Consider the following 22962-nt stretch of genomic DNA (forward strand, 5'->3'; position numbering starts at 1 on the left):
AGGATGGCTGTATTTCATTCGCGTTTTGCCGCATAGCCGCAAGCTCATCTCAAAAAACTAGGAGAAAAGGTGAAACGTATCTTAAAGATGCTGGCCGCGGCGATGGCCGTTCTGCTGGCTCTTACCGGATGTGGCACTGGTGCCAAAACCTCCGCTGAAAGTGATGCCGGTCAGAGTGACAAGCAGGTAGTCCTCGCTGCTCCCCGTGATCTAACCCCCGGTGAAAAGGACGGCTATTACACCAGCCTGATCATGCAGGTTTGGGAGCCACTCGTGCTCCTTGGCGAGGACGGCCACGCAGCTCCGTCCCTTGCAACCAGCTGGGAAATGTCCCCAGATGGTAAAGAATGGACAATCAAGCTGCGTGAGAACGTCAAATTCCACGATGGTGAGCCGTTTAATGCTGACGCTGTGATCGCCAATATCGAGCGCGTTGTGAAGCACAGCCCCAAGAAATCGCCGTTCTACACCATTGACGCCAAGAAGACCTACCCTGGCCTCGACCACACCGAAAAGGTCGACGATAACACCGTCAAGCTGGTCTTCAGCGAGCCTTCGCCCACCGCTATTCAGCGTCTGACGAACTTCGGTAGCCCGATGGTTAGTCCCAAATGCTTGGACGAAAACGGCGATTTCGCCACCGTCGTTCAGGGGACCGGCCCCTTCAAGATCACCGAGCACCAGCAGGATCAATACACGATTCTCGAGGCCAATGAAGACTACTGGGGTGAAAAGGCCAAGACGAAGTCCGTCAAAGTTCTTTCCATGCCTAGCTCCGATACCCGCGCTGCCGCGCTGAGGTCCGGCGAGATCCAGGGCGTTCTTGACATCGGCGCCATCTGGCCCTCGCAGGCTAAGGAACTCGTCGATTCCGGCAAGTTCGAGGCTTCGTACAAGCCGTCGACCATCACCCACTTCATGCAGGTGAACCAGTCGAAGGAATACCTCAACGATCCCCGTCTGGTTAAGGCAATGTCTTTGGCTATCGACCGTCAGATGATTGTCGACGAGTTCTACCACGGCTTCGCGGTGGCAACCTCCAACCCGCTGAATGCTAGCGAGCTGGGCTACAAGCAGGACAAGCCGAAGTACGATCCTGAAGAAGCTAAGAAGCTGGCAGCTGAGGTTCTCGGCGACAACCGAATCTCACTCGAACTGTTGGTGCCGCAGTACGGCATCGACCGCTACCCCTACAAGGAACAGGCCGAATACGTTCAGTCCGCGCTGAAGGAGCTTGGCATCGACGTCGAGATCACCATTCTCGAGGGCTCCGAGCAGATGAAGCGCCGCAAGGAAGGCAACTTCGATCTTTCGTTCCACACCCAGGGCATGCCTGACGGCGAGCCGATTACCATGCTCAAGGTCTTCATGGGTCCTGATAATGGCGGCCGCTACGACAACCCGGAGGCCACCGAGCTGCTGAGCAAGGCGGCTGCGGAGCTGGACGAGAACAAGAGGATCGAAATCTACAAGGAACTGCAGGAGCTCGCTATTGAGACCCTGCCGACCATCCCGCTGTACCATGACAGTTACCTGGTTGTGCACAGCAAGGATCTTAAGGGCTATGAGGCTACGTCTTACGGCGTTACGCTCTCGAAGATGTACCTCGCTTAATGTCCAAGATTCTTCGAATCGCTGGCCGCTATGCGGTGACCGGACTGCTCACGCTTTTCGGTATCACACTGCTTAGCTTTCTCCTGGGGCATATTGCCCCAGGAGATCCGGCCTACGCGATCTTGGCTTCGGACGGAGTGGACGCACCAAGCGACGAACAGCTCGCTATGGTTCGTCGCGAGCTTGGTCTGGACCGTTCGTTCTTCGAGCAGTACATCCTTTGGGTTGGTCAACTGTTGCGGGGGAATATTGGTGTCTCGTTCATGACGAGCCGCTCTATTGAGCACGATCTACTTCTCAGGATTCCCGTGACGCTGCAGCTTTCGCTGCTGGCCATGGCCATTCTGGTGTTGATCTCCCTGCCGCTGGGTTATTTGCTCGCGCTCCACAAGGACAGCTTGCTAGACCGAATTTTTCTGGGCATCACAAGCCTGTTTTCGGCTATTCCTGGCTTCCTGGTGGCGATCATCCTGATGCTCATTTTTGCCGAGGGGCTCAGGCTGCTGCCGACTAGCGGTTTCTCGGGTTTTTCATCTTTAATCCTCCCCGCCGTCTCCATATCGCTCAGTTCGACGATGATGATCACCAGGGTTTTTCGCTCTGATCTGCTGTCGGTGTTGGGTGAGGAATACTTCGAGATGGCCAGGTCGAAGGGTTTTTCATACAAGTTTTCGGTGGCTAAGCACGCCATCCCCAACGCCTTCGCGAGCATCGTTAGCTTGTGGGGTAACTATTTCGTTGGGATTTTGGGCGGCTCCACCATAGCGGAATCTATTTTCGCTCTTCCAGGGTTAGGGCAGTGGGTGCTCAAGTCCATTAATTCTCATGATTATCCGGCGGTTCAGGCCTACGTCTTGGTGATGGGCATAATCTGCCTGATCGTGTTCCTGCTAGCCGATATTCTGCAGATGATCGTTCAGCCCCAGCTGAGGAGGCTGAATTGAGAGGCAACAGGAAACTAATTATCTCCATTGCGGTCTTGGTTTTGTTGGCCGTGATGAGTATCGCGGCTCCACTGATCGCGCCTTTGGATCCGGTCGAGACGCAGATGTCGCTGCGCAATGAACTGCCTAGTGCTGCCCATTGGCTGGGCACGGACAGTCTGGGAAGAGACGTCGCCTCCCGAGTAATTTATGGCGGCAGGGGTGCCTTGAGCATCAGCTTCGCAGCCACCTTGATCAGCATGGTCGTCGGCGTCTTCTTCGGTTCAGTGGCGGGCTGGTTCGGTAAGTGGGCTGATGCTGGCGTCCAGGTGCTCATGAGTATTTTCCAGGGGTTGCCTGGTCTGAGCATCGCGATCGCGATCGTCGGTGTTTTGGGTGCCAGCAATTTATCGATCTTCATCGCCATGGTGCTAACCGGGTGGTCGGGCGTTTCTCGACTCGTCCGTTCTCAGGTCAGAAGCTACAAGGACAGGCAGTTCGTCGACGCGGCTCGACTCTATTTGCCCGGCTCCTTCTATCTGGTCAGCAGGCACGTGCTGCCTCTGGCATTTCCGACTCTGGTTGTGCTCGCAATGAACCGGATGGGAAGAATGATTTTGACCATCAGTTCCTTGAGCTTCATCGGCGTCGGGTTGCAGCCGCCCACTCCGGATTGGGGCGTTATGGTGCAGGACGCCAGGCAGTATTTCGGGGTGCAGCCTTATGCCTTGATCGCCCCTGCATTGATGATGCTGTTGGCTGCATTTTTCGCGATTCGTCTCGGCGAAATCTTGCGGGATCGCTGGGATGTCTACCAGAACGATGAAATGCAGGTGGGCCGATGAGCGCGCTGCTAGAAATATCTAATCTGAACGTCACTTTTAAAACCCGCACCGGCAAGGGCTATGCAGTCACAGACGTCAGCGCGAGTGTTGAACGTAACAAAGTGACCGCTATCGTCGGCGAATCGGGAAGTGGCAAATCCGTGCTCGGTTCTGCGATTGTGGGTCTGTTGCCTGTGAATGCTAAGGCCGAGGGAAGTATCGTCTTCGATGGGCGGGAGCTAATCGGGCTTTCCGATACGCAATACGATTCTGTGCGCGGCGAGCAAATCGGGTGGGTCGCCCAAAACGCGATTTCAGCCCTGAACCCCAGCTTCAAGATCAAAGAACTCGTATCCGAAGCGCCCTTCCACAAGCGCAGAATCAAGTGGAAACAGAAGCGGGCATTCGCGAACGAGCAATTGCGCAAAGCCAACCTTTGCGAGGCGGTGGCAGAAAACTACTCCTTCGAGTTGAGCGGCGGAATGGCTCAGCGCGCTCTAATCGCCACTGGCATCGGTCTGGACCCGTCATTCCTGATTCTTGACGAGCCCACCAAGGGCCTAGATCCGGTGAACACAGAAAGCATCAAAGACCTGATCCTCGCACTGGCTAGGTCCGGTAAGACCCTGCTGGTCATCACCCACGACGTCAAACTTGCTAAAGAAATAGCCGACCAGGTGTGGGTTTTCTACGGTTCAAAGATCGTGGAGATGGCAGATGCGGATAGCTTCTTCGACGCACCCGCCCACCCCTATTCGCAAGGGCTGTTAGACGCTCTACCGAGCCGAGGATTGAAAGCCATCGCGGGTGAGTCTCCGAGTTTCTATACGCGCCCGTCGGGCTGCCCATTCGAACCCCGCTGCCCACATGCAAGGCCGGAGTGTGTCAATTGGAGCGAATTTGTGAATTTAGACGATCGGCAGGTGCTATGTCTGAAGTATTGCTGAGCTATGAGGGAGTCACGAAGTCCTATCCGTCTCTATTGACATCTAAACCAAGGGTCGTTTTCACCGATATAGACCTAGAGCTACACAAGGGCGAAATCCTGGGTCTCTACGGGCCGAGCGGCTGCGGCAAATCCACCCTGTTCAGGATGTTTTTTCAGCTAACGGACTGGTCGCAGGGCAAAATAAAATATCTGGGTCAGGACATCAAAAGCTTGAGCCCGCGAGCAAGACGTGAAATGCACCGGGATGTCCAGATGGTCTTTCAAGATCCCAGAAATGCTTTCAACCCCAGGTGGCTGATTGAGCGGAGCATGTACGAGCCGCTGCATCTGTTCAATATTTACGAGGACAGGAAAGAACTCATTGAGCAGAAGCTCGTCGAGGTTGGGCTTGAGTCAGCTCTGCTCGAACGCTATCCGCACCAGCTCAGCGGCGGCCAGTTGCAGCGGCTAGCCCTGGCAAGGTGCCTCCTGATGGAACCATCGTGCCTTCTGCTGGACGAGGCCAGTTCCATGTTGGATCTTTCGGTGCAGGCACAGATCATGGGCCTGGTTAGGCGACTCAATGAAGAGCACGGGCTTACCGTAATGCTTATTTCGCACGACCTCGATCTGATCAAGGCAATGTGTGGACGCTACTACCGTTTCGAAGACGGTCTGCTTTCCCTGGTTGAGCCGAAGCAGCGAAAGCTAGAGAAATCTTTTTAGCCGGGGAAACAGCGTAAGCATCAGCAGGTTCATCAGCTTCTTATTGTCAGTGCTGTCCGTGTAGACGTTCACGTCCCCGGTGCCCCGGGTGACGATAGTTCGCCCGTCGAACGGGCCGCCAACTTGCACCCGTACTCGCGCCTTTACCGATTTTGCGATGGTTTCGTCGACGAGAAGCGCAACGGGAAGCAGGTCGTGCACCCGGCAGCCGAGCACCTGGTTCGCGGTCCAGTCGCGGTTGATGTAGTCGCGGGTGATGTCGTGCAACAGCGTGCCGATCTCGTTGCCCTCGCGGCCAACCTGGAAGCACAGCTCGCGCAATTCGGGCGTGAAAGTCGTACACGCGGTTGCGTCCAGCCCACACATCGAGAACGATGTCCAAGCGGCGTCAAAAACCTTTTCCGCTGCAGCAGGATCCTGCCAGATGTTGAATTCGGCATCGTTACCGGAGTTTCCGCCACGTTCCGCACCGCCCATAATGCTGATTCCGGCAGCAAGTCTCGGCAGCTCGGGCTCCACTTCGAGCGCGGCCGCGATATTCGTCAGCGGGCCCAGCGTGACCAGGCGGATCTCGCCGGGATTGGCCCTCAAGGTTTCTACGATGAAACCTATCGCGTCATTTCCGACCGGGAAATCGGTGTGCAGATGAACCCCGCCCAGGCCGCCGATGCCGTGGACGGATTCGGCGTTCCCGCGTCTGTGGGATTGCAGCCCCATATGCAGGTCCGGAATAGTGAAATCGTAGTAGCGCTTTGCCAGGGCCAGCAGACCGGATGCGTTTCGGGTCACGTCGTCTAGGAAAGCGTTTCCGCCAACCGTCGTGACCCCTATCACTTCTAGATTTGGGTTCGCCAGGGCGAAGAGCAACGCGAAGGCGTCATCAACTCCTGGGTCAGTGTCGACGAGGATCTTCATGAAAACAGTCTGGCACATCTGGCCTGCTCGCAAATGCGTGTTGACAAGTAACTTTGTGCCTGTGCGCCTGCTGAGAGTTACTTCATTCCGTTGGCGGGTAGCCTAGTGATGTGAAGACTGTTCCAAACGATCAAATCTGGGCTCAGGTTAGGCTGGAAGCTAAGCGAGATGCCGAGGCCGAGCCAGCACTAGCTGGTTTCCTGAACGAGGCCATCTTGCGCCACCCCAGCTTGGAGTCCACGCTGAGTTCCCTGCTTGCTGGCAAGCTTGCCAATCACGCCATGACGGCCTCGGCGCTGGAATGTTTGATCGACGATGCCTTGATCGACCCGGATATTCGCGACGCCGTGCTCTGCGATCTGCAGGCGGTAGTCACCCGAGACCCGGCAACTCTCGGCTACACGCAGCCGCTCCTGTATTTCAAGGGTTTCCAGTCCATTCAAAGTTACCGAATCGCCCATCACTATTGGGAGCTTGGCCACAAGCCGCTGGCGTTGTTCCTGCAGTCGCGCATCAGCGAGGTTTTCGCCGTCGACATCCACCCCGGCGCAAAAATCGGGCGCGGCATCATGTTCGACCACGCCACCAGCGTCGTCATCGGCGAGACCGCGGTCGTCGGCGACAACTTCTCGATGCTGCACGAGGTGACTCTCGGCGGCACCGGCAAGGAGGACGGCGACCGTCACCCGAAGATCGGCAAGGGCGTGATGATCGGCGCCGGCGCAAAGGTGCTGGGCAATATAACCGTGGGCGACTGCGCGAAGATCGGTGCTGGTTCCGTCGTGCTGCGCGACGTCGAGGCTCACACCACGGTGACGGGCGTGCCCGCTAAGGTGATCGACGCACCTGCCGAGGAATTCCCGTCGTTGACGATGAACCAGATGCTGCTGTAAAAACTCAAGAAAAAGGTAGCGTCCCCCAAAAATTTCAGGGGACGCTACCTTTCATCTATATGGGTTTTCGACTATGCCTTTTGGCTCTTCTCTTGCTGAACGGACTGCCCCAGCAGGTCTCCGCGCGGTATGCCCGAATGCCGGTTCCTGACAAGCAGGTACGAAAGGCACAGCAGGATGATGTACGGGATGCCGGCCGTCCAAACCGGTGGCAGCAGCCAGCGCAGTGCGATGAAAATTGCGATGGAGACTGCGATGATCAGGTAGTTCACGACGGGCGCGCCAAGCAGATGCGCCTTCGGAATGCCGAGGCCCGCCTGCTTGCGGTCCCTGCGGAACTTCAGGTGCGTAATCATCACCATGACCCACGTCACAAGAATGCCAACGGTCGCACAGCCATACAGGTACATGAACGCCTTGTCGGGGCTTGTCAGTGCCAGGATGGAGGCGATCGCCATGCCCGCAGCCGCGATAAGGACGGCTCCGCGGGGAGCGCCATGGGTGGAGGTTCGCGCGGTGAAGCGGGGAGCCATGCGCTGCTCGCCGAGTGAGTGAATCATGCGGCTCGACGCATACAGGCAGCCGTTCGCAGCCGAAAGCGCGGCCACCAAAAGAATCGCGTTCATGATGTGCGCGGCGGCGGGCACACCCGTCATCTCCAGGACTCGCACGAACGGCGATTCATTGACGGTGCCGCCACCCTGCGCGGTTTCCGTCCACGGCTGCAGCGCGAGCACAACCAGGATTGCAAGCACGTAGAAGATCAGCAGACGCCAAATCATGGTGTGGGCCGCGCGGGGCACGTCACGCTCGGGATGCTCGGACTCGGCCGCACCGATCGAAACATTCTCTATACCGCCGAAGGAGAACACGGCCATGCAGGCGGCCGCGAGCACACCGCCGAAACCGGTGGCGAAGAAGCCCCCGTCTGCAGTCAGGTTGCCGAATCCGGTGGCGTGATCGGCGGAGGAACCGAAGAAGATTAGATAAAGACCGAGAAGGATGAACACGACGATCGCGGTAACCTTAATCATCGAGAACCAGTATTCGCTCGTGCCGTAGAGGCGCACGGTGGCCATGTTCAGGCCAATCACGAAAAGCGAACAGAGGATTGTGCCGATGCCCAGGTGCAGGTTGGGGAACCAGAAGTGCAGGTACGTCGCCGACGCCGTCACCTCGGCCCCGACTGCGATCAGCATTTCAATCGCGAAATTCCAGTGCGTGAGATAACCGCCGAAGGGCCCAAGATAGCTGCCAGCAACTCGTCCAACGCCACCCGGGACGGGGTGAACCGTCACCATCTCCGCTAGCGCCCAGACGATCGACAGTGCGCAGAGGCCAGCCAGAACGTAGCTGATGACGGTGGCCGGGCCGCCCAGCGCGATAACCGAGCCGGACCCCAAGAAAAGACCGGTGCCGAGCGCGCCCGAAAGGCCAATCATGGCCACTTGGCCGCTGGTCAACCGACGCTCGAGCGTGGTGTGTTCTTTTTTACTCATGTGCCCTCCAAAATCCTGACCTAGCATATTTTGCCGCCCGACGACGCTGCCGCCAAGGCTGTCCCAATTGGTGACCAAAATCCCACTCAAAACTGATCTTCCGACCGCGGTCAAACCAGAAACCTGAGGAGCCGGAAGATGTCAATTCTTGTCGCGAACTGGTTGAATAGGACAAAAGTCTTAAAAGCAGGTGAAAGCATGGCAGAGGTTCGCAAACACAAATCGGGTAACACGGCTCTGGAACAGTTCGTGATGCAGGCGTTCGACGCGGCACCGAAAAAGGTGGAACCCAGCAAACGGGTTGAGCGCGACTACGATGAGCCCGTGCAGCTCGTGGAAGAGAAGCCCACCCAGGCGGCAATGTTCGAGACTTCGTCGGACTGGCTCACCTTCAACCCGACCCAGGCAACCGAAAGGTAAAGACATGCAGATCCCCAAGGAACTTTTACCTGTCGACGGACGCTTCGGCTCCGGCCCGGCACGCATACACCCGGATGTGCTCGCCAAGCTCGGCACCCGCAACGACATCATGGGCACGTCTCACCGCGCGAAGCCGGTTCGGGATCTCGTCGCCCACGTGCAGGAAATGTTCACCGAGTTATTTGACGCACCGAACGGCTATCAGGTCGTTTTGGGCAACGGTGGTGCCACGACGTTCTGGGACGTTGCGGTCTTTTCCCTGATCATTCAGCGCTCCGCGCACGGCGTCTTCGGCGAGTTCGGCGCCAAGTTCGCGAAGGAGGCCGCTGGCGCCCCCTTCCTCGAAGAGCCATCCATCAACAAGGCAGAGAACGGTGAGCTCGCGCTGCCTAAGCGTGACGATGTTGACGTCGTCGCCTGGGCCCAGAACGAGACCTCCACTGGTGTCGCCGCTCCGGTTCAGCGAATCGGCGGTTTCGAGGACGTCCTTTACCTGACCGACGCGACCAGCGCTGCCGGTGGCATCCCCGTCGACGTTTCTCAGACCGACGTCTACTATTTCAGCCCGCAGAAGAACCTGGGCGGCGACGGCGGCCTGTGGTTCGCGATCTGCTCGCCGGCGGCCATCGAGCGCGCCCGGAAGGTGCAGGAGACCCGCGAATGGGTGCCGGCCAGCCTAGACATGGTCAAGGCCATCAACAATTCCGAAAAGCACCAGACGCTGAACACCCCGTCCATCGCTAACCTTCTGCTAATTGAGGGGCAGCTGGAGTGGATGCTGGAGAATGGCGGGTTGAAGTTCGCCACAGACCGCACTGCCAAGTCCAGCCAGCTGCTCTACGACTGGGCGGAGAAGCACGAGCTGGTCACACCGTTTGTTTCCGACCCGTTGATCCGTTCACAGGTGACCGTCACCCTAGATTTGGACGAGCGCATCAAGGCCGATGATCTGCTGGCCATCATGCGCGACAACGGCATCGTAGACATCAACTCTTACCGTTCGCTTGGCCGCAACCAGATCCGAGTCGGCACGTTTGCCGCGGTGGACCCGTCCGATGTCGAAGCTCTAATCAACTGCCTCGACTGGGTGTTGGAGCGGATGTAACTCCAGCTTGACGAATAACGGGAACCAAAAGGCTCGTAGTCGAACCTTTTGGTTCCTTTTAATTTCTGACGTATTAGCGGGAACGAAAAAGTTCGTAGTCGAATGTTTTGGTTCCCGCTAACTAGAGAATTTTTAGCGGGTGCAGAAAAGCTCGGGTACGAACCTTTTGGTTCTCGTAAACGCAAAAGTGGGGTGCCGGAAACCCGACACCCCAACAGTTTTTGAGTTAACCGATCGCTGTGGCGATCAAGCCCTGCAGGAAGTAGATCAAGAACAGGGCGGAGACGACCCACATCAGCGGGTGTAGCTGCCTTGCCTTGCCTGCGAAGGTCTTCATCAGCACGAATGCGATGAAGCCCATGCCGATGCCGTCGGTGATGGAGTAGGCGAAGGGCATCATGACGATCGTGAAGAACGCGGGCAGCGCCATCTCGATGTCGGTGAAGTCGATTTCGCTGATTTGCGAAAGCATCATGAAGCCCACCAGAACCAGGACCGGGGCGACTGCCTCGGACGGAACCATGTTGATGACTGGCGTCAGGAAGATGCAAAGCAGGAATGCGCCGCCGGTGATGACCGATGCGAAACCGGTGCGAGCTCCGGCGCTGACGCCTGCGGTCGATTCGACGAAGCTCGTGTTGGACGATGCTGAGCCGAGGCCGCCGAACAGTGCGGATACGGAGTCGACGAGCAGGATCTCGCGCAGGTGCGGGGGCTCGCCGTTTTCGTCCAGCAGGCCGCCTTCGCTACCAACGGCGACGACGGTGCCGACGGTGTCGAAGAAGTCGGCGAGTAGCAGGCTAAACACTAGCATCACGCCGGTCAGGATGGAGACCGAGGTGAATTGGCCGTCGCGAGCGAAACCGCCGATCAGGTCGACGCGGCCAAGCAGCCCGAAGTCGGGTGTGGTGAACGAGTCGAGGCTGGGCGGTGCGGGCATGTTAAGCGACCAGCCGGTGGGCTCATCGTCTGTGCGTGGGCCGACGCTAGCTGCGTATTCGACGATGATGGCCAGCACGGTGCCGACCGCGATCGAGATGAGCATGGCGGCCTTCACCCTGCGCTGGTACAAGAAGATGAGCAGCAGCAAGGTGACGAAGAAGATGACGATCGGCCAGCCCATGAGCGTGCCGTCGACGCCGAGCGTCGTCAGGGCGGCGCCCTTGCGGATAACGCCGGCGTTGCTGAATGCGACGACCGTGATAAACAGGCCAATGCCGACACTGATGGCTGTGCGAAGCGATTTCGGGACGGCGCGGAAAACCGCCTCGCGGAAACCGGTGAGCATCAGCAGCGTAATGATGATGCCTTCCCAGGCGATTAAGCCCATGGTCTGCGGCCAGGTCATGGTGGGGGCGATGACGTATGCGGCCATGGCGTTTAGGCCGAGGCCGGCGGCCATGCCCATCGGGTAGCGTCCGATGACACCCATCAGGACGGTCAGTACGCCTGCGAGCAGCGCGGTTACGACGGCCACCATGCCGATGGAGTGGCCAACGGCAGCGGTGTCGACGATGGTCTGGGCTGCATCGGTGAATTTAGGTTCGCCGGAGATCAGCAGGCCGTCTTTATCGGCTGCGGTGCCCAGGATTAGCGGGTTGAGGGCCAGAATGTAGGCCATTGAGAAGAAGGTAACTAAGCCACCACGGACTTCGCTCTTCGTGTCCGAGCCACGTTTGGTGATCTCGAAGTACTTGTCGAAGCCGGAGACGGCTTGTGTGTTTGTGGATGCAGTCACGCGCTAATCCTATGCATTCTGTGAGTTCACATAGAATTAAGACATGGCAATTGACGAAAAGCATCCGCGTCTTCAGCAGGCTCAGGTTGAACCGGTCGATGCCGACGGGGTTAATTGTTTTGTCGTCGGGCTGGTTGCATGCCTGGTTTTGCTGGCTGTTTTGTTGCTGACCAGTGCACCCGCCTGGCAGGTGCACTCCGCGCTGGCTGGGCTGGCGGTGGGTGCCGTCGGCCTCGGTTATTGCCTGTGGCGCAGGCGCTAGTTGCCTTCGGCCTGCGCGCGCAGCTTGTCGATGTCGAAGAAGTTGAGTTCGTTCAGGTCGACGTCCTCTAGGCCCTTCTCCCACGGGTCTTCGACGGGTGGCAGATCGTCTTCGCCGTCCTTGTAGCCCAGCGACGGGTCGTAAGGGTTGATGGGTTCGGCACTCTCGGGAGGTATCGTGTCGGTCATCTTCTCGTCCGGCAGGTTTACCAAGACGTCGTTGATGTAGCCCTCAACGGCCTCTTTAAGCGGCACATTGCGGCTTTCGTTCTGCGATTTATACCAGCGGTAGTCGAGTACCTCGTGGTACAGCTGCGCGGGATCGCGCTTGAGACTGTATTTTTCGGGGACGCTCTTGATCACAGGCTCGAAGCATTTGGTCAGCCACTCGTGCGCGATGACGGATTCGTCGGTGTCTTTATTATCTCGCGAGTGGTAGGCGCGGTAGGTGTCTAGGTCGTTGAGCAGGCGTCGTGCCTGGTTTTCCTGGGCATCCAGGCCTGTCAGGCGCAGCAAGCGACGGGAGTGGTGGCCTTCGTCCACGACCTTCGGCTGGATCCTGATTTTTTGGCCGTCTGAGGAGGTGTCGATGTCCAGTTCGGCGACGTCGAAGCCCAGCGCGTTGAGGCGTCGGACGCGGTTTTCTATGCGGTCTAGCTCGCTTCCGCTGAATTCTTCGACACCGGTCAGCTCGTTCCACAGCTCGGTGTAGCGTTCGTTGACGATATCGACCAGCTCTAGCGGGTCCCAGGAGCTGTCCAGTTGCCCGCCGGCGGCCAGGTCGTTGAAATCGCCGAATACATTGATGCGTCCGATCTCGATGTCGTGCAGACGCTGGCCCTCGCTGAGTTCGTCGTGTAGTTCGCCGGTTTCGGCGTCGACGAGGTAAGCTGCGAATTCGCCCGCGTCACGCCGGAACAAGACGTTTGACAGCGAGATGTCGCCCCACATGAAGCCGGATAGGTGCAGTTTGGCGATCAGCACGACCATCGCGTCCAGCAAACGAAGAACGGTCTCGCGCCTTGTGCCGGGGATGAACAGCGAGCGATAGGGCAGCGCGAATTCCAGATGTTTGGTCAGCAAAATCGGGTCGAGCGGGTCGCCATTGGCATCCTTTCGTCCTGTTACGACGCCGATCGGCTGAACCGCTGGCTTGCCCAGGCGGCTCAGGTCGTGCAGCAGCCGGTATTCGTGGATTGCCAGGTGTTCAATGACCTCTTTAGCCGCGTAGACGTCGTCGCCGACCCTGATGAATCGCACTGTGTGTCGGGAAATGCCTCGGGGCAGCGCAACTAGATGCTCGGTCGGCCATTCCACTAGCGGCAGGTGCCAGGGCAGCGGCAGCAGACGCGAATCGGGTTTTGCTGATAGAAAACGAGGCATCTTAATACTTTCCAAAGTCGGTATTAGCTAGATCTACATTAGGCGAAAACTGCGCCGAATTCTGTCAGTCGATTTCACTGGCGCGATCTAGGCCTGCGCGAAGATCGGCCAGCAGGTCTTGCGTCGGTTCGATGCCGGCAGAAATGCGCAGCAGGCCGTCCTTCAGGCCGGCGGCGGCACGGGCTTCGGGAGTCATGCCGTTGTGCGTCATCAGCGCCGAAATCGAGATCAGCGATTCGATTCCACCCAGCGACTGCGCCAGGTTGAACACCTTTAGGCCGTCAACGAGACGTTCCGCAGCCGGCAGCCCTCCGGCCAGGTCGAAGCTGAGCAGCGAACCGGGGCCCTCCATCTGCTTTTTCGCGATATCGTGGCCAGGATGCGATTCGAGGCCGGGGTAGTAGACATTTTCGACGGCGGGGTGCGAGACCAGAAGCTCGACGAGCGCCTTCGCGTTTTCTTGGTTCGCGCGCAGCCTGGTGGATAGCGTGCGCAGGCCGCGAAGCGTTAGCCAGGAGTCGAACGGGCCCGCGGTGAGGCCGGCCACGTTCGCCCAATGCTTAAGCTGGGCGCCAATTTCTTCGTCGGCCGCGATAACGGCACCGCCGACGGCGTCGGAGTGGCCGTTGATGAACTTTGTAGTGGAGTGCACGACGATGTCCGCGCCGAGCTCGATCGGGTGCTGAAGCAGCGGCGAACAGAAGGTGTTGTCGACGACAACCAGCGCCCCAGCCTCGTGGGCGATCTTCGTCACCTCTTCGATATCGGTGATGCCGAGAAGCGGGTTGGACGGGGTTTCGACGAAGACCATCCGCGGGTTCTTCTGGCAGGCCTCGCGAACCTCGTCGATGTTAGCGGTGTCGATGAATTCGTTTCGCAGGTCGCCTCGGTTGGCCAGGTGGTCGAGCAGGCGCCAGGTGCCGCCGTAGCAGTCTTTGGGTGCGACGATCAGATCGCCGGCCTTCGCCAGCGCGAGGATGAGCAGCGTGTATGCGCCCAATCCGCTTCCCACCTGGGTGCTCGTCGTGCCGCCCTCAAGCTGAGCCAATGCCTTGTTTAGGACGTCGCGGGTGGGGTTATTGGTGCGCGAATAGTCGTATTCGGGGTGGATCTCGGGCTTATCGAAAAGGTAGTTCACCGACGAATAGATCGGTGGCATAACCGATCCGGAGTTGGTGTCGCCACCGATTCCAAACCGCAGACCCGCCAGTCTGCTGTCGTTTATTTTGTCTAGGTTCGTCGACTCATCGCTCATTATCGCCTACCTGGTTAGGGGAGTTTCAAAATTCTTTATCAGTCTACTTACCCAATCGCCATACAAATAAAAGGCCCGACCCAAAATATTGGGCCGGGCCTAATCGGTTTTCGTTTCTTACGAGATGCGGTTGGTGGTCTCGTTGTCGAAGACGTGGATCTTCGCCGGGTCGACGCTAACGCGGACGGTGGAGTTCGCGCCCGAGGTGACACGAGTGTTCACACGAGCAACGATCTGCTTGGACTCGTCAGTCAGGGCCTTCTCGCCCTCACCTTCGAGTGCACCGTACAGGTAAGTGTCTGCGCCGGTTTCCTCGACAGTGTTGATGTCAAGGGCGATGCCGCTGCCGTCGCTAGAGATCTCGAATGCTTCCGGACGGATACCGATGGTTACGGTCTTGCCAGACGCCTTATCCAGAACCTCGCGGGGAACCGGAATGGTGTGGCCGGTGATCTCGACGCCACCGTCGACGATCTTCGCCTCGATCAGGTTCATAGCCGGGGAGCCGATGAATCCTGCGACGAAAATGTTTGCGGGCTTGTCGTATAGGGCCAGCGGAGTGTCAACCTGCTGCAGCACGCCGGCGTTCATGACGGCGACGCGGCTGCCCATGGTCATTGCCTCCACCTGGTCGTGCGTGACGTACAGGGTGGTGACGCCCATGCGCTTCTGCAGCTCCGAGATCTGGCCGCGGGTCTGGACGCGCAGCTTGGCGTCCAGGTTACTTAGCGGCTCGTCCATGAGGAAGACCTTCGGATTCTGGACGATTGCGCGTCCCATCGCAACACGCTGACGCTGACCGCCGGACAGGTTCTTGGGCTTGCGCTCAAGGAGCTCGCTCAGGCCGAGCAGGTCGGCTGCCTTGCGAACGCGCTCGAGGCGCTCTTCCTTGTTGAAGCCCTTGATCTTGAGCGAGAAGCCCATGTTGTCCGCAACAGTCATGTGCGGGTAAAGCGCGTAGTTCTGGAAAACCATCGCAATATCGCGGTCCTTTGGAGCTACATCGGTGACGTCGCGGTCGCCGATCCAAATGGATCCGCTATTGACCTCTTCTAGGCCCGCAACCATGCGGAGAGAGGTGGACTTGCCGCAACCCGACGGGCCGACGAGAACCATAAGTTCGCCGTCTTCAATGTCTAGGTTGAGCTTGTCTACGGCCGGGTGATCCGAGCCGGGGTAGATACGAGTTGCATCACGAAAACTTACAGTGGCCATGTGGCACACATCCTTTCCACGGGCAGGTACGTGCCCGACGATCCGTTGTGGAAACGGTTGAAATAACCGGTCGACATAGTTTGCCGACATCAATAATTGTGGCATATACGCACGCGCGCGCCACAATAGTTGCCGAAAGTTGCCTCAGGTATGGTTTTAGTCTTCCCGGTGATAGAGGTGGCCGAGAAAGCAAATTGTGATCTGAGACGCTTTTGGTCTCTCCCATGGTTCCCCTCGGAAACACGCCTTCAGCGCGTCTGCGTAGCTTTTAGGTGGCTTAAAAGGCAAAGTTGGGGCGCCAGGGGTCAAAATATTCGGGGAAGACGCGTATTAGTGGTAGCATCGTGACGTTAGGGGGCAAGCCCCAGCCGCGCCAGAACGCCGGGCAGGCCTCTTGAGTTATAGGGGTAAGTCGGGGTGCTTGGCTAGCAAATGCGCAAAGCGACCACGTCGCCGGCGCCTGCGAAGCGGCTTTTTATGAACTAATAGGAGTCGCACAGGTGGCCGATAACGATCAGGCGCAAATTAAACCAGGTGTCGAAGACGACGAGTACGCGAGCTACTCGAGGGACGCCATCGAAGAAGACGTTGCAGAGGCGAACTTCGAGATCGAGGACGGTGAAGATAACCAGCGCGTCGAGGGAAGTTACGACTCCAGCGAGATTCAAGTTCTCGAGGGGCTCGAGGCCGTCCGGATGCGTCCGGGTATGTACATCGGCTCGACGGGCGTTCGCGGTCTGCACCACTTGGTCTACGAGATCGTCGACAACTCCGTCGACGAATCGCTCGCCGGCTACTGCGACACCATCAAGGTGGAGCTGCTGCCCGAGGGCGGTGCCCGCGTCAGCGACAACGGCCGAGGCATTCCGGTTTCGATGCACCCGACGGAACACAAGTCGACGCTGACCGTCGTCCTCACGGTGCTGCACGCCGGCGGCAAGTTCGGCAACGGTGGCTACAAGGTTTCCGGTGGTCTGCACGGCGTCGGCTCGTCGGTTGTGAACGCGCTGAGCTCCACGATGACCGCCGAGGTTTACCGCGACGGATACCACTGGAGCCAGACCTTCGATCTGGGCGTTCCTCGTCACGAGATCGAGCGCCTTGAAGAGACGGACCGCACTGGCACGACCATCACGTTCTACCCGAGCACGGACATTTTCGAAACCACCGACTTCAGCTACGAGACGCTGGCCACCCGCTTCCGCGAGATGGCGTTCCTGAACAAGGGGCTGCGCATCGATCTGGTGGATCTGCGTCCGGGACGAGTCGACGAGGACGGCAACCCCACCTCCGAGACCTTCAAATACGAAGACGGTCTGGTCGACTACGTCAAATACCTGACCGGCGCCAACACCGTGTTCACCGACATCATCGACATCGAGGCGCACTCGTCCGAGCTCGAGATGAGCCTCGAGCTGGCGATGCAGTGGAGCGCTTCCTACAGCTGCTCGATGCATACCTTCGCAAACACCATCAACACTCACGAGGGTGGTACCCACGAAGAGGGCTTTCGCGCCGCGCTGACCACGACCATTAATAAGTGGGGCGAGGCCTGGGGCCTGATGAAGAAGAAGGAAGACCGCGTCGGCAACGAGGACCTTCGCGAGGGCCTCACCGCGATCCTTTCCGTTAAGATCGGCAGCCCGCAGTTCGAGGGTCAGACCAAGACGAAACTAGGCAACACCGAGGCCCGTGGTTTCGTGCAGCGCGTCGTCAACGACAAGTTCGGCGACTGGCTGGAACGTAACCCCGCCCAGGGTAAAGAAATCGTCCGCAAGGCGATGGCCGCCGCGTCCGCCCGCATCGCGGCCCGAAAGGCCCGCGACTTGGCGCGTAACCGCAAGGGTTTGCTCGGTTCGGGCGGCCTGCCTGGCAAGCTGTCGGACTGCAGCTCGAAGAACCCCGAAGAGTGCGAAATTTTCGTCGTGGAGGGCGACTCTGCAGGTGGCTCCGCTAAGGGCGGCCGCAACCCGCGGACCCAAGCGATCCTTCCGCTGCGAGGCAAAATCCTGAACGTCGAGAAGGCGCGCGTCGACCGCATCTGGGCGAACAAGGAGGTCGAGGCAATCATCACGGCGCTGGGCACCGGCGTCAATGACGACTTCGACATCAACAAGTTGCGTTATCACAAGATCGTGCTGATGGCCGATGCCGACGTCGACGGCTCGCACATTCGCGTGTTGCTGCTGACCCTGCTGTTCCGCTTCGTGCGCCCGCTGATCGACGCTGGCCACGTCTTCCTGGCTCAGCCGCCGCTGTTCAGGCTGCGCTGGACGAACGCCCCGCACGAGCTGGCCTACACCGACGCGGAGCGCGACGCCCTGCGCGAGGCCGGCCTGGCCGCAGGCAAGCGTCTGCCCAACACCAACCCGATCCAGCGATACAAAGGCCTGGGCGAGATGGATGCCGAGGATCTGTGGGAAACCACGATGAACCCGGAGAAGCGCATTCTGCTGCAGGTGACTCTCGAAGACGCTTCTCGCGCCGACAAGATGTTCTCGATCTTGATGGGTGAGGACGTCGAACAGCGCAGGCAGTTCATTCAGCGCAATGCTAAAGACGTTCGCTTCCTGGATATTTAAGAGGTTTTAGATGAACAACAATTCACAGGGTGCGGGCGACAAGGGCCTCGACACCAGCCATCACGCACGCGTCGAACAGGTTGATTTACAGTCGGAGATTCAAAGCTCTTACCTTGACTACGCCATGAGCGTCATCGTCGGGCGTGCACTTCCTGACGTCCGTGACGGTATGAAGCCGGTTCACCGTCGTGTCATTTATGCGATGTACGACGGCGGCTATCGTCCCGACCGTGGTTGGAACAAGTGCTCCCGCGTCGTCGGTGAGGTCATGGGCCTGTACCACCCGCACGGTGACTCGGCGATTTACGACACTTTGGTTCGGCTAGCGCAGAGCTGGGTTATGCGCGCCCCGCTGATTTCCGGTCAGGGCAACTTTGGTTCTCCTGGTAACGACCCGGCGGCTGCGATGCGTTACACCGAGTGCAAGATGGCGCCGCTGGCCATGGAGATGGTCAGGGACATCGACCAGGACACCGTCGATTTCCAGCCGAACTACGACAACCGCGATCAAGAGCCAGTTGTGCTGCCATCGAGGTTCCCGAACCTGCTGGTTAACGGCTCGCAGGGCATCGCGGTGGGCATGGCCACCAACATTCCGACGCACAACCTGCGCGAGGTCGCCGAGGCTGTCCAGTGGAGCTTGGACAACCCGAACGCTAGCGAGGAGGAACTACTCGAGGCCTGCATAGAACGGGTGAAGGGCCCGGACTTCCCGACCGGCGCCCAGATCGTTGGCCGCAAGGGCATCGAGGACGCCTACCGCACCGGTCGCGGTTCGGTCAAGATGCGCGCGGTCATCAACATTGAGGAGTCCAGCACCGGACGCACCGACTTGGTTGTAACCGAGCTGCCTTACATGTGCAACCCGGATAACCTGGCGCAGAAGATCGCCGATCTGGTCAACGCCGGCAAGCTGAAGGGCATCGCCGATATCCGCGACGACACGTCTGCACGTACCGGCCAGCGCCTGGTCATCACGCTGAAGCGTGACGCACAGCCTCGCGTCGTGATGAACAACCTTTACAAGCACACTCAGCTGCAGGATAACTTCAGCTGCAACATGCTGGCGCTTGTTGACGAAGTCCCGCGCACGCTGCGTCTGGATCAGTTCATCAGCTACTGGATCGCCCACCAGATGGAGGTCATCCAGAGGCGCACGGCATACCGTCTGGCTGAGGCTGAGAAGCAGGCCCACATCTACCGAGGCCTGGTTAAGGCGCTCGACATGATCGACGAGGTTGTGGCGTTGATTCGCCGCTCGCCGAACGCCGACGAGGCCAATAAGGGCCTGCAGAAGTTGCTGGACATTGATGAGGTTCAGGCCCAGGCGATTCTGGACATGCAGCTTCGTCGTCTGGCCGCTTTGGAGCGTCAGAAGATCATTGACCGCTTGCAAGAGCTCGAGGCGACGATTGCCGACTTGAAGGCCATTTTGGCTTCGGAGGATCGTCAGCGTCAGATCATCGGTTCCGAGCTGGCGGAGATCGTCGATAAGTACGGTGACGAGCGTCGCACTAAAATCGTTGCCGACATGGGCAGCTTCGAGGATGAGGACTTCATTCCGGATGAGGAGATGGTTGTCACCATCACTCGCGGCGGTTACATCAAGCGCACCCGCATCGACCAGTACCGCACTCAGAAGCGCGGCGGCAAGGGCGTTCGTGGCGCGTCGCTGCGTGCCGAGGACGAGGTCGATCACCTGTTCACCATCACCAACCACGATTGGCTGGTATTCCTGACCAACATGGGACGCGCCTACCGCACGAAGGGCTGGCATTTGCCGGAGTCTGGCAGGGATTCGAAGGGCAGCCACGTTGCTGGCATCCTCAGCTTCCTGCCCGACGAGCACATCACCCAGTGCTTCAGCCTGCGCAGCTACGACGACGCCGAATATCTGCTGCTTGCCACCCGCAAGGGCCTGATCAAGAAGACGAAGCTTTCGGCCTATGATTCGCCGCGTCAGGCAGGCCTGATCGCCATCAACTTCCGCGATGAGGTAGACGAGTTGATTGGCGCCAGGCTGGTCAACCCCGAGGATGACGTCCTGTTGATTTCGAAGAAGGGGCAGGCTATCCGGTTCAATGCCTCCGACGACGAGGTTCGCCCGATGGGCCGCACCACTTCCGGCGTCACCGGCATGAGGTTCCGCGAGGGCGACGAGCTGCTTAGCATGGGCGTCATTCCCGCCGATAGCGACGAGGACGAGCTTTACGTCTTCACAGTCACCGACGAGGGCTACGCGAAGCGCACCCCGGTTAGCGAGTACCGCGTGCAGGGCCGTGGTGGTCTTGGCATCAAGACCATGCGTCTTAGCGACGAGCGCGGAGGCCTGATTGGTGGCATGATCGTCACCGAGGGCGACGAGGTCATCTCGATTAAGCACTCGGGCCAGATCATTCGCAGCGCGGTTACCGATGTTTCGGTGACTAGCCGCGACACGATGGGCGTCAAGTTCGTCAATACCGGTGGCAAGGATCCGGTTGTGGCCATTACATTGAGCCCTGAAAGTGAAGACGAGGAGCACGCAGAAGAGACTGCCGATGCTGTTGACGGTGCGGAAACTGGCGAGGACCATGTGTCTGAGCCGGATCCCGAGGCCCTAGACAGCTAGGTTTTACTTAAGTCTTATTCAGCTGAGAGGAAACTATGAGCGAGCAAACTAACGAGGCCGCCGCTCCGCAGACGCTTAAGGTGTCCGGGGTTGGGGAGTTCTCCGAGTTGAAGAACGCGCCTCGCCCGGTGCGTCGCGCTAGGCTGCGGCTGACCAGGATCGATCCTTGGTCGATGATGAAGACGGCTTTCCTGTTTTCGGTTGCCGGTCTCATCGTATTGCTGGTGGCGACGGCCTTGCTGTGGTCCGTGATTGCCATCTCGGGCGCCCTCGGCCAGGTCGAGGAAGCGATGAACGCTCTGCTGTCTAATGCGGACGGCTCGGGCGCAATCCAGATCACCGACTACGTCGATTTCCCGCGTGTAATGGGCCTTGCCCTGGTGTTTGGCGCCATCAACGTGGTGCTGATGACGGCCCTGGCGACGCTGGGCGCCTTCTTGTACAACGTGTCCTGCTCGCTGCTGGGTGGCGTCGAGGTGACGCTCTCGGAGGAGTAAGTAAATATCGGCTGCCGAATTGGCTTATCGATATGGGTTAACCAAGTTAAACATCTCGGAGTTTGTATCTTTTCGGTAGCTGCGCTAGTATATTTTTTCGTCGCTTGAGAGAGCGACGGAAAATGGGTCTATAGCTCAGTCGGTTAGAGCGCCGCCCTGATAAGGCGGAGGTCACTGGTTCAAGTCCAGTTAGACCCACTTTTTTATGCCCTTTTGACTAGGGGAAACGCTTCTGAGCCTCTTGGATCGCGTCTAAATCGTTCGATTAATTCCCTGAAAGACCAGACCTTAAACGGGGTGGGGTGTTCAAATTCTCGGGTTAATGGCCAAAACGTGGGGTTAATACCCAAAGGTTCGACGTCGAACCTTTTGGTTCTCGTTAATTCTTTTTCAGTTAACGGGAACCGTAAGGTTCGTAGTCGAGCCTTTTCGTTCCCCCTAATTTATTTGAGAACAACGGGAACCAAAAAATCCGACTACGAGCTTTTTCGTTCCCGAAGATTTCGAAAATCAGTTTTATCTCGCAAGATTAATCTGCTCTGGGCTCAGCTAGGCCAGCGGGAACTCGTATATGTGCGAGTGGATGACGTCGAAACCGTCGTAGTACAACGGGTGCTGGCCGTGGTAGTGAAATCCGCAAGCCTCGTATAGGCGCCGACCGGAAAGATTGATTGGGTAGACGTCCAACTGGACAGACTTCTGGCACTCTTCGCGGGCCAGGTCTAGGCCCATCTGAACGATCCGTTTGGCGATTCCCGAGCGCTGCAGCGCTGGGTCCACGGCGACGACGTGAAACACCGTCACCTCGTTGGGTGCCGCGTCCACCAGCCAGGGCACGTCCTCGTATCCGGGCGTGGTGTTGTGATCAGCCGCCAAAGTGCCTGCGATTTTATCGTCGATGCAGGCCTTGAAAAGGCGCCCCTTATTAATAAGGTCTTGCAAAAAATCCTCTTTCGGCCACTCTCCCTTCGCCCAACCGGGGTTGTGTTTCTTACCTAAAGTCGCCTCGGTGACGCGATCGTAGAAGTCGATCAGCTCCTGCCAATCTGTTCTCTGGACGGGAGCGAGCGGAGTAAGAAGTGACATAGTTACAGCTTAACTACGTGCAATAGCGTGCTAAAACGCGGGATTTGGTGCTATGGTGAGCGGGTCGTCTACTTGTAAGAGCAAATCCCGCCCCCCGCTTGCAACAAGAAGTTAAGACGTTTTGTGAGAAAGCTTAAGATCGTTTAAGATTTTCTCAGATTTATTGAGCGAGTGAATAGGTGACAATGAGCGCACGCAGGGCAATGCCTAACGAGCTAATTGAACCCACGGTTGTAAGTGCTGGTGTTGCACGTCGAGCCGCTGCATGCGCTCGTCGCGCACAGGCCGACGCCGTGCAGGTCACTGTTCCCGCAGCCGCCCGCCGCGCGATGCCAGAGAGCTACGCAGCTCGCCGCGCCGTCGACGCCCCAGCAACTATGAGTTGCGCGCGCCGCGCAATCGTGGACGTCGTAGACACTCCCAAGACTGGCTCCGCAGCCCGCGCTCTCGTCGAAGAAGACGCTCCGACTCTCATCGCGCCCCCCGC

20 protein-coding genes and 1 tRNA gene are annotated in these 22962 nt (G+C 58.5%); 14 read left to right on the forward strand and 7 right to left on the reverse strand.

Annotated features, from left to right (window positions below; all coding sequences use genetic code 11):
* Nucleotides 1-69: 69 nt before the first annotated feature.
* From HMPREF1255_RS06355 to HMPREF1255_RS06375, 5 genes are read left to right on the forward strand one after another with little or no spacing between them, the layout of a single operon-like run.
* Nucleotides 70-1614 (forward strand): ABC transporter substrate-binding protein, encoded by a 1545-nt coding sequence (locus HMPREF1255_RS06355; RefSeq protein WP_016454962.1) that lies wholly within the window; start codon nt 70-72, stop codon nt 1612-1614.
* Nucleotides 1614-2558 (forward strand): ABC transporter permease, encoded by a 945-nt coding sequence (locus tag HMPREF1255_RS06360; protein WP_016454961.1) that lies wholly within the window; start codon nt 1614-1616, stop codon nt 2556-2558. The genes HMPREF1255_RS06355 and HMPREF1255_RS06360 overlap by 1 nt, the downstream gene beginning before the upstream one ends.
* The gene (locus HMPREF1255_RS06365; protein WP_016454960.1) at nt 2555-3382 is read left to right on the forward strand and encodes an ABC transporter permease; all 828 of its coding nucleotides are present in this window, start codon (nt 2555-2557) and stop codon (nt 3380-3382) included. Before HMPREF1255_RS06360 ends, HMPREF1255_RS06365 begins: the two co-directional genes overlap by 4 nt.
* Complete coding sequence (locus tag HMPREF1255_RS06370; protein WP_016454959.1) at nt 3379-4308, forward strand: ABC transporter ATP-binding protein; 930 nt, start codon at nt 3379-3381, stop codon at nt 4306-4308. Before HMPREF1255_RS06365 ends, HMPREF1255_RS06370 begins: the two co-directional genes overlap by 4 nt.
* Entirely contained in the window at nt 4290-5015 is a 726-nt protein-coding gene (locus HMPREF1255_RS06375; RefSeq protein ID WP_016454958.1) for an ABC transporter ATP-binding protein, read from the forward strand. The genes HMPREF1255_RS06370 and HMPREF1255_RS06375 overlap by 19 nt, the downstream gene beginning before the upstream one ends.
* On the opposite strand, the gene HMPREF1255_RS09440 is transcribed toward HMPREF1255_RS06375, so the two are convergent.
* Nucleotides 4998-5948 carry a nucleoside hydrolase gene (locus HMPREF1255_RS09440; protein ID WP_024111002.1) on the reverse strand — a complete coding sequence of 317 codons (951 nt, stop codon included), beginning with the start codon at nt 5946-5948 and terminating at the stop codon, nt 4998-5000. The two genes, HMPREF1255_RS06375 and HMPREF1255_RS09440, sit on opposite strands and share 18 nt — an antisense overlap.
* A gap of 92 nt (nt 5949-6040) precedes the next feature.
* Here HMPREF1255_RS09440 and cysE point away from each other — a divergent pair, with 92 nt between their 5' ends.
* Nucleotides 6041-6823 (forward strand): serine O-acetyltransferase, encoded by a 783-nt coding sequence (cysE, locus tag HMPREF1255_RS06390; RefSeq protein WP_016454956.1) that lies wholly within the window; start codon nt 6041-6043, stop codon nt 6821-6823.
* Between the two features lie 71 nt (nt 6824-6894).
* On the opposite strand, the gene HMPREF1255_RS06395 is transcribed toward cysE, so the two are convergent.
* Complete coding sequence (locus HMPREF1255_RS06395; protein ID WP_016454955.1) at nt 6895-8322, reverse strand: amino acid permease; 1428 nt, start codon at nt 8320-8322, stop codon at nt 6895-6897.
* A 138-nt stretch (nt 8323-8460) separates the two neighbouring features.
* Here HMPREF1255_RS06395 and HMPREF1255_RS06400 point away from each other — a divergent pair, with 138 nt between their 5' ends.
* Both HMPREF1255_RS06400 and serC read left to right on the forward strand, forming a co-directional pair.
* Complete coding sequence (locus HMPREF1255_RS06400; protein WP_016454954.1) at nt 8461-8742, forward strand: hypothetical protein; 282 nt, start codon at nt 8461-8463, stop codon at nt 8740-8742.
* Nucleotides 8743-8746: 4 nt separating this feature from the next.
* Nucleotides 8747-9847, forward strand: a complete 1101-nt coding sequence (serC, locus tag HMPREF1255_RS06405) for a phosphoserine transaminase (RefSeq protein WP_024111193.1) — start codon at nt 8747-8749, stop codon at nt 9845-9847.
* A gap of 226 nt (nt 9848-10073) precedes the next feature.
* Here the strand turns inward: serC and HMPREF1255_RS06410 are convergent, their stop codons facing one another.
* Nucleotides 10074-11585, reverse strand: coding sequence for an NCS2 family permease (locus tag HMPREF1255_RS06410; protein ID WP_024111124.1), 1512 nt, complete (start codon nt 11583-11585; stop codon nt 10074-10076).
* 43 nt (nt 11586-11628) lie between these two features.
* On the opposite strand from HMPREF1255_RS06410, the gene HMPREF1255_RS06415 reads away from it, so the two are divergent.
* Nucleotides 11629-11847, forward strand: coding sequence for a DUF2530 domain-containing protein (locus HMPREF1255_RS06415; protein ID WP_016454951.1), 219 nt, complete (start codon nt 11629-11631; stop codon nt 11845-11847).
* Here HMPREF1255_RS06415 and HMPREF1255_RS06420 read toward each other — a convergent pair.
* From HMPREF1255_RS06420 to HMPREF1255_RS06430, 3 genes are all read right to left on the reverse strand, one after another.
* Nucleotides 11844-13229: a DUF4032 domain-containing protein gene (locus tag HMPREF1255_RS06420; protein ID WP_024111059.1), complete on the reverse strand. Its 1386-nt coding sequence runs from the start codon at nt 13227-13229 to the stop codon at nt 11844-11846. The genes HMPREF1255_RS06415 and HMPREF1255_RS06420 overlap by 4 nt on opposite strands.
* A 64-nt stretch (nt 13230-13293) precedes the next feature.
* Entirely contained in the window at nt 13294-14484 is a 1191-nt protein-coding gene (locus HMPREF1255_RS06425) for a PLP-dependent aspartate aminotransferase family protein (RefSeq protein WP_024111158.1), read from the reverse strand.
* A 117-nt stretch (nt 14485-14601) separates the two neighbouring features.
* The gene (locus HMPREF1255_RS06430) at nt 14602-15699 is read right to left on the reverse strand and encodes an ABC transporter ATP-binding protein (protein WP_016454948.1); all 1098 of its coding nucleotides are present in this window, start codon (nt 15697-15699) and stop codon (nt 14602-14604) included.
* A 575-nt stretch (nt 15700-16274) separates the two neighbouring features.
* Here HMPREF1255_RS06430 and gyrB point away from each other — a divergent pair.
* From gyrB to HMPREF1255_RS06450, 4 genes are all read left to right on the forward strand, one after another.
* Complete coding sequence (gene gyrB / locus HMPREF1255_RS06435) at nt 16275-18281, forward strand: DNA topoisomerase (ATP-hydrolyzing) subunit B (RefSeq protein ID WP_051395012.1); 2007 nt, start codon at nt 16275-16277, stop codon at nt 18279-18281.
* Nucleotides 18282-18291: 10 nt separating this feature from the next.
* Nucleotides 18292-20892, forward strand: coding sequence for a DNA gyrase subunit A (gene gyrA, locus HMPREF1255_RS06440; protein ID WP_016454946.1), 2601 nt, complete (start codon nt 18292-18294; stop codon nt 20890-20892).
* Between the two features lie 35 nt (nt 20893-20927).
* Nucleotides 20928-21389 (forward strand): DUF3566 domain-containing protein, encoded by a 462-nt coding sequence (locus HMPREF1255_RS06445; RefSeq protein ID WP_016454945.1) that lies wholly within the window; start codon nt 20928-20930, stop codon nt 21387-21389.
* A 124-nt stretch (nt 21390-21513) separates the two neighbouring features.
* Nucleotides 21514-21587 (forward strand) — tRNA-Ile (locus tag HMPREF1255_RS06450).
* A 351-nt stretch (nt 21588-21938) separates the two neighbouring features.
* Here HMPREF1255_RS06450 and HMPREF1255_RS06455 read toward each other — a convergent pair.
* Entirely contained in the window at nt 21939-22475 is a 537-nt protein-coding gene (locus tag HMPREF1255_RS06455; protein WP_016454938.1) for a GNAT family N-acetyltransferase, read from the reverse strand.
* Nucleotides 22476-22660: 185 nt separating this feature from the next.
* Here HMPREF1255_RS06455 and HMPREF1255_RS06460 point away from each other — a divergent pair.
* On the forward strand, nt 22661-22962 hold a 302-nt coding region (locus HMPREF1255_RS06460; RefSeq protein ID WP_024111022.1), incomplete at its 3' end, for a hypothetical protein.

This window comes from Propionimicrobium sp. BV2F7 (assembly GCF_000510445.1).
Classification (GTDB): domain Bacteria; phylum Actinomycetota; class Actinomycetes; order Propionibacteriales; family Propionibacteriaceae; genus Propionimicrobium; species Propionimicrobium lymphophilum.